The organism is Bradyrhizobium guangdongense, from assembly GCF_004114975.1.
Classification (GTDB): Bacteria; Pseudomonadota; Alphaproteobacteria; order Rhizobiales; family Xanthobacteraceae; genus Bradyrhizobium; species Bradyrhizobium guangdongense.
The window spans coordinates 974,530-981,946 of record NZ_CP030052.1 but is presented as its reverse complement, the minus strand read 5'-3'; the positions used below and the strand labels follow the sequence as shown (position 1 = coordinate 981,946).

Annotated in this window: 4 protein-coding genes and 1 pseudogene; 1 reads left to right on the top strand and 4 read right to left on the bottom strand. The window is 58.9% G+C overall.

Annotated elements, in window-relative coordinates; translation table 11 throughout:
• Positions 1-588: 588 nt before the first annotated feature.
• Positions 589-1,371: an enoyl-CoA hydratase-related protein gene (locus tag X265_RS40255; RefSeq protein WP_232995601.1), complete on the bottom strand. Its 783-nt coding sequence runs from the start codon at positions 1,369-1,371 to the stop codon at positions 589-591.
• Positions 1,372-1,598: 227 nt separating this feature from the next.
• Complete coding sequence (locus X265_RS40250; RefSeq protein WP_128929757.1) at positions 1,599-2,861, bottom strand: CaiB/BaiF CoA transferase family protein; 1,263 nt, start codon at positions 2,859-2,861, stop codon at positions 1,599-1,601.
• A 202-nt stretch (positions 2,862-3,063) separates the two neighbouring features.
• On the opposite strand from X265_RS40250, the pseudogene X265_RS40245 reads away from it, so the two are divergent.
• A pseudogene (locus X265_RS40245) lies at positions 3,064-4,500 on the top strand (aldehyde dehydrogenase family protein).
• 49 nt (positions 4,501-4,549) lie between these two features.
• Here the strand turns inward: X265_RS40245 and X265_RS40240 are convergent.
• Together X265_RS40240 and araD1 are read right to left on the bottom strand one after the other, a co-directional pair.
• Complete coding sequence (locus tag X265_RS40240; RefSeq protein WP_128929756.1) at positions 4,550-5,905, bottom strand: aminotransferase-like domain-containing protein; 1,356 nt, start codon at positions 5,903-5,905, stop codon at positions 4,550-4,552.
• A 64-nt stretch (positions 5,906-5,969) separates the two neighbouring features.
• Entirely contained in the window at positions 5,970-6,962 is a 993-nt protein-coding gene (araD1, locus tag X265_RS40235) for an AraD1 family protein (RefSeq protein ID WP_128930170.1), read from the bottom strand.
• Between the last annotated feature and the right edge of the window lie 455 nt (positions 6,963-7,417).

Genomic DNA, 7,417 nt, shown 5'->3' with positions numbered 1-7,417 from the left:
GGGGATCACGAGTCACGTACTGGCGTTTGCGCTGAGTGACCGACGGGCGCTGGAAGGTCACAAGTTATTCCAAGAAACCGGTAGCCGCTTTGAGATGTATTACTGCAACCGCACAGATCCGCGCGAACGAGTAAGGTCGACGGTCGCAAATGCCGCATCGTCTTAGTCGCCTTACGACTGAGCTTCGACTGGCTCGCCTCAATCGACTAGATCCAACTGGGCACCCTCTTGTCTGAAGCATATACGGCGCGGCGGTCTGTATTTCTCCTTCCTAGCAGTCCCGATATTCTCAGCCGGGACAATCGTACCCAGAATATCTAAGTACCGATGCAATTCGACCATTGCGACCAGAAGCAAACCGGCGGCCAGCTTTAGCTCAGAGCGACGCGGTTGCGCCGCCGATTGAACTCGTGGCTCTCGCCGGGAGCGAAGATGACAGGGTGATCGAGACGATCAACGATGATCCGGCTAGGCCATCGTAGCTTCCAATGCCTCAGCACCACAAGCAGCCCGACGGCTCTCGTGCGGCGCTCGCAAATCTGCTCGCTTTGTATTGTGTTCCTAAGAGCAGAATTCTGCAAAGGGGTTCTATTTCCCCTGGTAATTTGGGGGCCGCTTCTCGAAGAAAGCGTCCATCCCTTCCTGCTGATCAGAAGTGGTGAAAGCAACCCGGATCGCTTGCCGTTCAAATTCCACACCGGCATCGAGGTTCGTTTGATAGGCGGCCAGAACGGCAGCCTTCGCAAGCTCCGTCGATCGAGGCGGCTTCTGTGCGATTATTTCCGCAATCTCGAGCGCGCGTGCCCGCGCCTGGCCCGTTTCTGTAACCTCGGAGACCATTCCTGCCTGCATTGCGGCACGGGCCGAAATTGATTGGCCAGTGAGGATCATCAGCATGGCAAGCGATTTGCCCGCCACGCGTGTCAACCGCTGGGTTCCGCCGTCACCCGGCAAAACGCCGATGTTGATTTCAGGTTGACCGAAGAGCGCGCCTTCGCCTGCGATAATGATATCGGCCAGCATTGCAAGTTCGTGACCGCCCCCAAGACAAACGCCCTCTACGGCAGCTATGATCGGCTTGAGACAGTTGGTGAGGTCGCGCCAATCATTGCGTCGGGCGAGATTGTTAATGGCCTCGAAGCCGCGTTGTTGCATCTCCTTGATATCCGCGCCCGCGCAAAAGAACGTGTCGGTGCCGCAAAGCACGATGCAGCGGACGTCCTCATCCAAAATTGCGTCTCGGCAGGCCGATGCAAGTGCCGCGATAAGCTCATTGCTCAGGGCATTTCGCTTCGCCGGCCTGTTCATGCTCAGCAGGCGGACGTGCGGGAGAGGGGAAGTGGATAGCACGAGTTCGGATTTTTGGATCACGAGAGAATTCTTCCTGGAGAATGGGAGAAGAACCAGAACTTCTTCTCGACTTGGATCGGGATGCACCTTGCGTAAGCTGGCTTGCAGCGAGCTTCGGAGAGATCATTGCGTTGCACACAATTCGCTGCCATTCATCCGGGCAAGCTGCCGAGGACCCGAGGTTGATATGGTTGCTATCGTGCGAGCAAGGCCAGGAAAAACAGACACCACATTGTGGTTTGGGCGGGCTATCCGAAAGCCTTTCTGCTTCGAGCCTCCTGAATCGCCTGCTCCGAGAAGCCAAAGGAAGTCAGGACCTCCTCGGTAGCGGCACCGATCGGCGCGGGGTGAATCCGGACGGCTGGAGGTGTGCGTGAGAGCCGGACTGGCAGTCCGGCGAGCGAAACGACTCCTCGCCCGGGTACCTCAACCTGCCACATGATGCCGTTTTGGCTTGCCTGAGGGTGGCTGATCGCTTCTGGAATTTCATTCACAGGTGAGCAGAGCAGATCCACGGAAGCCAGACGATCGAGTACCTCCGAAGTGTTCAAGGTCATCAAAGCCGGCGCACAATATTCCTGAATGGCGGTCAGATTTTCGATCTGCTTTTCGCGTGTAGCGAGTTCAGGCCGCGTGCTTATGTCCGGTAGATCGAGCGCCTGGCAAAGCAGGCCAAGCGGGTTGTCGCGAAAGAGCATTACAACGGCTACCCAACCGTCCGCGGTCCTGACGAGCATCGCCTGACGCGTCCAGTCGGTTTTCACACCATAGATGCTCTCGCTGGCGATTTCGCACAGCTGCATAGCGAGCGAAACATCGAACAGCGACGTCGACACCAGTTGTCCCCGGCCCGAGGTCTGGCGTTCGATGACGGCGGCAAGAATGCCCTGGACGAGCGACATCGCCGCGCCATAGTCGACAATAGGAGAGTTCGTCAGCTGCGGAGGCTGGTGCTCCTGCAGTCCTCCCCGTGCCAACCCGCTAAATGCCTGCGCCAGCATGTCCTGGCCCGGACGATCTGCAAGCGGACCTGTTTCCCCGAAACCAAACCCCGCAGCATAGATGAGACGGGGATTGCGTGTGCTAAGATCCTTATAGCCGAGGCCCAGCCGCTCCATCACGCCGGGGCGGAAGTTGTGCATCAACACGTCAGCGCGGTCGACCAGGGTCAGCAAGATCTCAAAGGCGGCCGGGTTCTTCAAATCCAAGGCGAGTGTCCGCTTGTTTCTGCCCATCGCAGCGTAATACGCGCTCATCCCGCCGACGCGGGTGGCCTCAAAATCAAGCCCGCGCGTGATGTCACCTTGGGGACGTTCGATCTTGATGACGTCCGCGCCAAAATCCCCCAACACCTGTCCTGCAAGCGGCACCTGCATCACCATGCCGACTTCCAGAACGATCAAGCCGTCAAGGGCGCCACGCGCTACGGAGGCAGTTGCTTTATCGCTCACGACAGGCCTTTCCCTCAGATTGGAACGCTCGATACTATGCCGCGCGATCGTCGCCGTCAAGATTACTATATCCCATTATAAAATTGATATATTGCAATGCGCTGCGAAACCGGCTTTGAATGCGATTGCCGAATCGAGGCGCCGAACAGGCGTTTGGGCCAGCACCTGCCGGAAAGGGGATCACTCCCTGCCGCCGAAAAGCAGGTGCCGACGCAGTTGGACGTCCTGAGACGTTCTGCAAGGCTTGGTGACGGGGGGCCTGATGACGAAGAACTACATCGCCGGTGAATGGATTGCGGCAGCCAAGGCAGTCGCGAACATCAACCCGTCTGATACTCGCGACATCGTAGGCGAGTACGCCCAAGCCTCTGTAGAAGAGGCGAAGCGTGCGATCGATGCGGCCCATGGCGCCTTTCCGGCTTGGGCGCGTTCGACGATCCAGAGCCGCCACGACGTTCTGAAAGCCGTGGGTGACGAGATATTGGCCCGCAAGGACGAACTCGGACGCCTGCTCTCACGTGAGGAAGGAAAGACCTTGCCGGAGGGGATCGGCGAGGTCGCTCGCGCCGGCCAGATCTTCCATTTCTTCGCGGGTGAGTGCCTGAGGCTGAGCGGCGAGAAGCTGCTCTCCGTGCGAGCCGGCATAGACGTTGAGATGTCCCGCGAGCCGCTCGGCGATCACGCCATGGAATTTTCCTATGGCCATTCCGGCCTGGAAGATCGCCCCGGCACTGGCCTATGGCAACTCCGTCGTGTTCAAGCCTGCAGAACTGGTCCCCGCCTCGGCAAACGCCCTTTGCGACATCATTGCGCGCGCCGGCGTTCCCCCCGGCGTCTTCAACCTCGTCATGGGGAGCGGCTCGGTCGTGGGCGAAACAATGCTCGCCAGTACGAAGGTGGCCGCGATCTCCTTCACCGGCTCGTTGTCGACCGGCCGGCGCATTGCCCAAACCTGCATTTCTGCCGATCCCATGAAGAAGATGCAGTTGGAGATGGGGGGCAAGAATCCAATGGTGGTGCTCGACGACGCCGACCTAAAGGTGGCCGTCGAATGCGCGATCAACAGCGCCTTCTTTTCGACCGGCCAGCGCTGCACGGCCTCATCTCGCCTCATCGTGACAGATGGCATTTACGACGCCTTCCTGGCAGCTATCACGGAAAGGATGGATGCGCTGGTCGTGGATGACGCCTGCAAGCCAGGAACGCAGATTGGGCCGGTGGTTGATCAGAAGCAGCTGGAGCAAGACTTGATGTACATCCGCCTCGGCCAGGACGAGGGGGCCAAGCTCGTCGCTGGGGGCGAGCTATTGAAACGCGATGCGCCCGGTTTCTACTTGTCGCCCGCGCTGTTTGCAGAAGTCGACAATCGGATGCGGGTCGCGCGCGAAGAAATTTTCGGCCCGTGGCAGCACTGATCCGGGCGCGAAATTATGACGAGGCCCTTGAGATCGCCAACGACACCCCATTCGGACTATCTTCCGGAATCTGCACCACAAGTCTGAACTATGCCAGCCATTTCAAGCGCAACGCGGAGGCTGGCATGGTGATGGTCAACCTGCCGACGGCGGGCGTCGACTATCACGTGCCCTTCGGCGGCCGCAAAGGTTCGTCCTATGGATCACGTGAGCAAGGGCGCTACGCTGCAGAGTTCTATGCGACTGTGAAGACAGCCTATGCGTTTGATGGAGGTCCACCATGAGCGTGATGGCGGCCGCCTGAAAGCGCCCGAGTTGAACAGTTCTGCACGTTCAGATGATTGACATGCTGGCTTCGTTGCCGACTTCGAGCGAAGCTGCGACCTGGCGGAGCGCCCATTCGAGATCTTCGATGTTTTCGGGAACGCCGATCGATATCCTCAGCCCCGAGATCAAGGAGGGATCAACCACGAGCGCCGAGGGCGGCGTTGTGATGACGCCCCGTTGCAATGAACGGGCTGCCACCTGTTGAGCAATGTCGCTTGGCAGGTCCATCCAGATGTGAAAGCTGGCCGGATGATCTGCACGTATATGCGGCCGGAGGATTTGGGAGGCAAGCTTCACGCGCTTCTTCGCCTCCTGGACCAGAGACTGCTTCACGCGCGCGGCTGTTCCCGTGCGGATCCATTCGGATACGATGAAGGTTGAAATCGGCGAGGCCATCCAGCAGGTCGCGCGCATAGATTGATGAATCTGCGAAAGATAAGGCTCGGGCGCGACGAGCATTCCGATGCGCAGACCCGGCGCCAGGCACTTCGACAGCGTATTGACATAGAAGGTCCGCTCCGGCGCCAATGAGGCGAGCGGCTCGCTGGTCTCGTCCAGGAAGCCGTATGCGTCATCTTCGATGATCAGGATGTCCCGCTTACGCGCGATCCGCACGATCTCTCGCCGGCGTGCCGCGCTCATGATTCTCGCGGTTGGGCTCTGGATGGTGGGAATAGCAAAAAGCACCCGCGCTGCCCCGCTTGCCGCCGCTTTGTCGAAAGCGCCCGGCAGCAATCCTTCGCCATCCATCGGCAGCCCGATAAGGTCGAGCTTTGCGAAATGAGCATAGGACTTCATGCCGTGATAAGTGCCGGCCTCGACGAAGACTTTGTCACCAGGCTGGCAGATCGAGCTGAAGGTCAGCGCTATCCCGTGCTGTGCTCCATTCGTAATAACGAGGTTGTCCGGATTGGCTTCGAAGCCCGATTGACGAAATAGGCCGGCGAGCTGGGCCCGGTGTTCGGCAACACCAGAGTGGGAGAGGTATCCCACGTAGTCGGAGATGTCAGCCGTTGGAAACGTAGATGGGCTCTCAGCTAGCACCTTGGGCAGTAACGCCGGCCCTGGGATGTTGAGGCTGAGATCGACAACCTTGCCACCGGACGCAGGGGTCGGCCTCTGTGACGCGACAAACGTCCCGCGGCCGACGTGCCCCAGAAGCAGGCCGCGCCGTTGACCTTCTGCATAGGCCTTGATGACCGTTCCGACGCTGAGGCCGATCTCCTCTGCCAAATCACGCTGGGTAGGCAGCCTTGTTCCTGCCGCAAGAGTTCCTGCCGCGATGTCGTGTTCGATGGCCTCGACGAGCCGGACGAACAGGGGAGCGGTGCCAGCCCGCAGGTGAGGGTGCCATTTCTGCATTTTGATTGCTTATCTCAGAATACCGCGCTTTCGCTATCCCAATTTTTGGTCCACCAGATCAAGCTCATAGCGGCCGCACCCTCACGATCTCTGTTTGCTTTTCCTCGATGAGCGAGTTGCGCAATGGCCGCCCGAAAGCCGGAGATTCGATCTCGAAAGCGTCACCGCCGCGCAGCTTGACGCCGGCCGAAAAGCTTAAGGCGCTCGCGCCGAAGAAATAGACGTGGACGTCGCCGGGCCGACGAAACGCGCGGTATTTGAAGTGATGGTGCTCAAGATTCTCAATGGAATGAGACATGTTGTTCTCGCCCGAGATAAAGCTTCCGGACCAGATCGCTTCGCCAGCTCGCAAGACGCGGACCGTTCCGGATACCTCGTCCGGAAGATCGCCCACGAGGAGTTCGGGACCATAGGAGCACTGGCGCAGCTTTGAATGAGCAAGGTAGAGGTAGTTTCGCTGCTCCATCACATGATCGGAGTATTCGTTGCCGAGGCAGAAGCCGACACGCAGTACGTCGCCTCCCTCGCCAATGACGTAAAGCCCTACAATTTCGGCCTCCTCGCCCCCGTCTTCAGCATAGGACGGCAACGTGAGGGGTTGCTCAGGTGCGACTGCCCAGGAGCCATCACCCTTATAGGCCCACTCTGGCTGGACCCCGATGGATCCCGGCGGAGGCTTTCCACCGTCCAGGCCAAGCTTGAACATCCGCATTGAATCGGAAAGTTCGCCTGCGGCCAATTTCGCGTGCATGGCGTCGCGCGACTCGGCGCTACCGAGGTGCGTAAGTCCAGTCACCGCGATCATGCAACGCGAAGGATCAGCGTGGTCGAGAGGCGGCAACAGCCGCTTCTCGCGGATGATCGCATCGTAATCGACCTTCTCTCCGAAGCCGCACCTTTGGACGCATTCGGCAAGCGATAGCCGGGAGCGGGCTGCCTCCAAGGCTAATTCGCGTACACTTGTCCGATTGTTCACGAGCACAGGGACCCCGTCGCCCGCCTGGAGCGCAGCGACATGACGAGAACCGTTCAGAGATACAAATTGGATGAGGCGCACGAGATCCATTCCAGGTGAGAGCCAGCCGCGCTGATTGCGGCAAAGCCAGACTGACATTCAAATTGAGATAGGTCAATGTGCTTGGCTAATCGGGGGTGCCAATATTTCATGAGCGATTTCAGTCGTATAGATGTATCAATCCTTCAGCTAGAATGATGGCTACCAGATTGATATATCCTAATTGTATTTGAGATAGTCTATTGCTTGACATTGGCCCGTCATTGTGATGGTCTCGCTCGATATTGGGCTAGTGCACAGAGATGCCGGCCGTCATGGGAGACGAAGCGGTGGAGGCGATTTACTGGTTTCATGGGAGGAGCGGCTGGGCTGGCGATATTGCAGTCCATGCCAAGCTTCTCGCCAGCCCGCGCCCTTTACAACCATCCCTCTCGCGCTCGCGCGAGCCCCTTTGTCTTTCCGCGCAAGTCCTTGTGATCCAAGCGGCGGCCCCGAGA

Coding starts and splice junctions, on each gene's coding strand:
- X265_RS40240 (WP_128929756.1), bottom strand. CDS start 5,905: ATGCAGAAATGGCACCCTCACCTGCGGGCTGGCACCGCTCCCCTGTTC.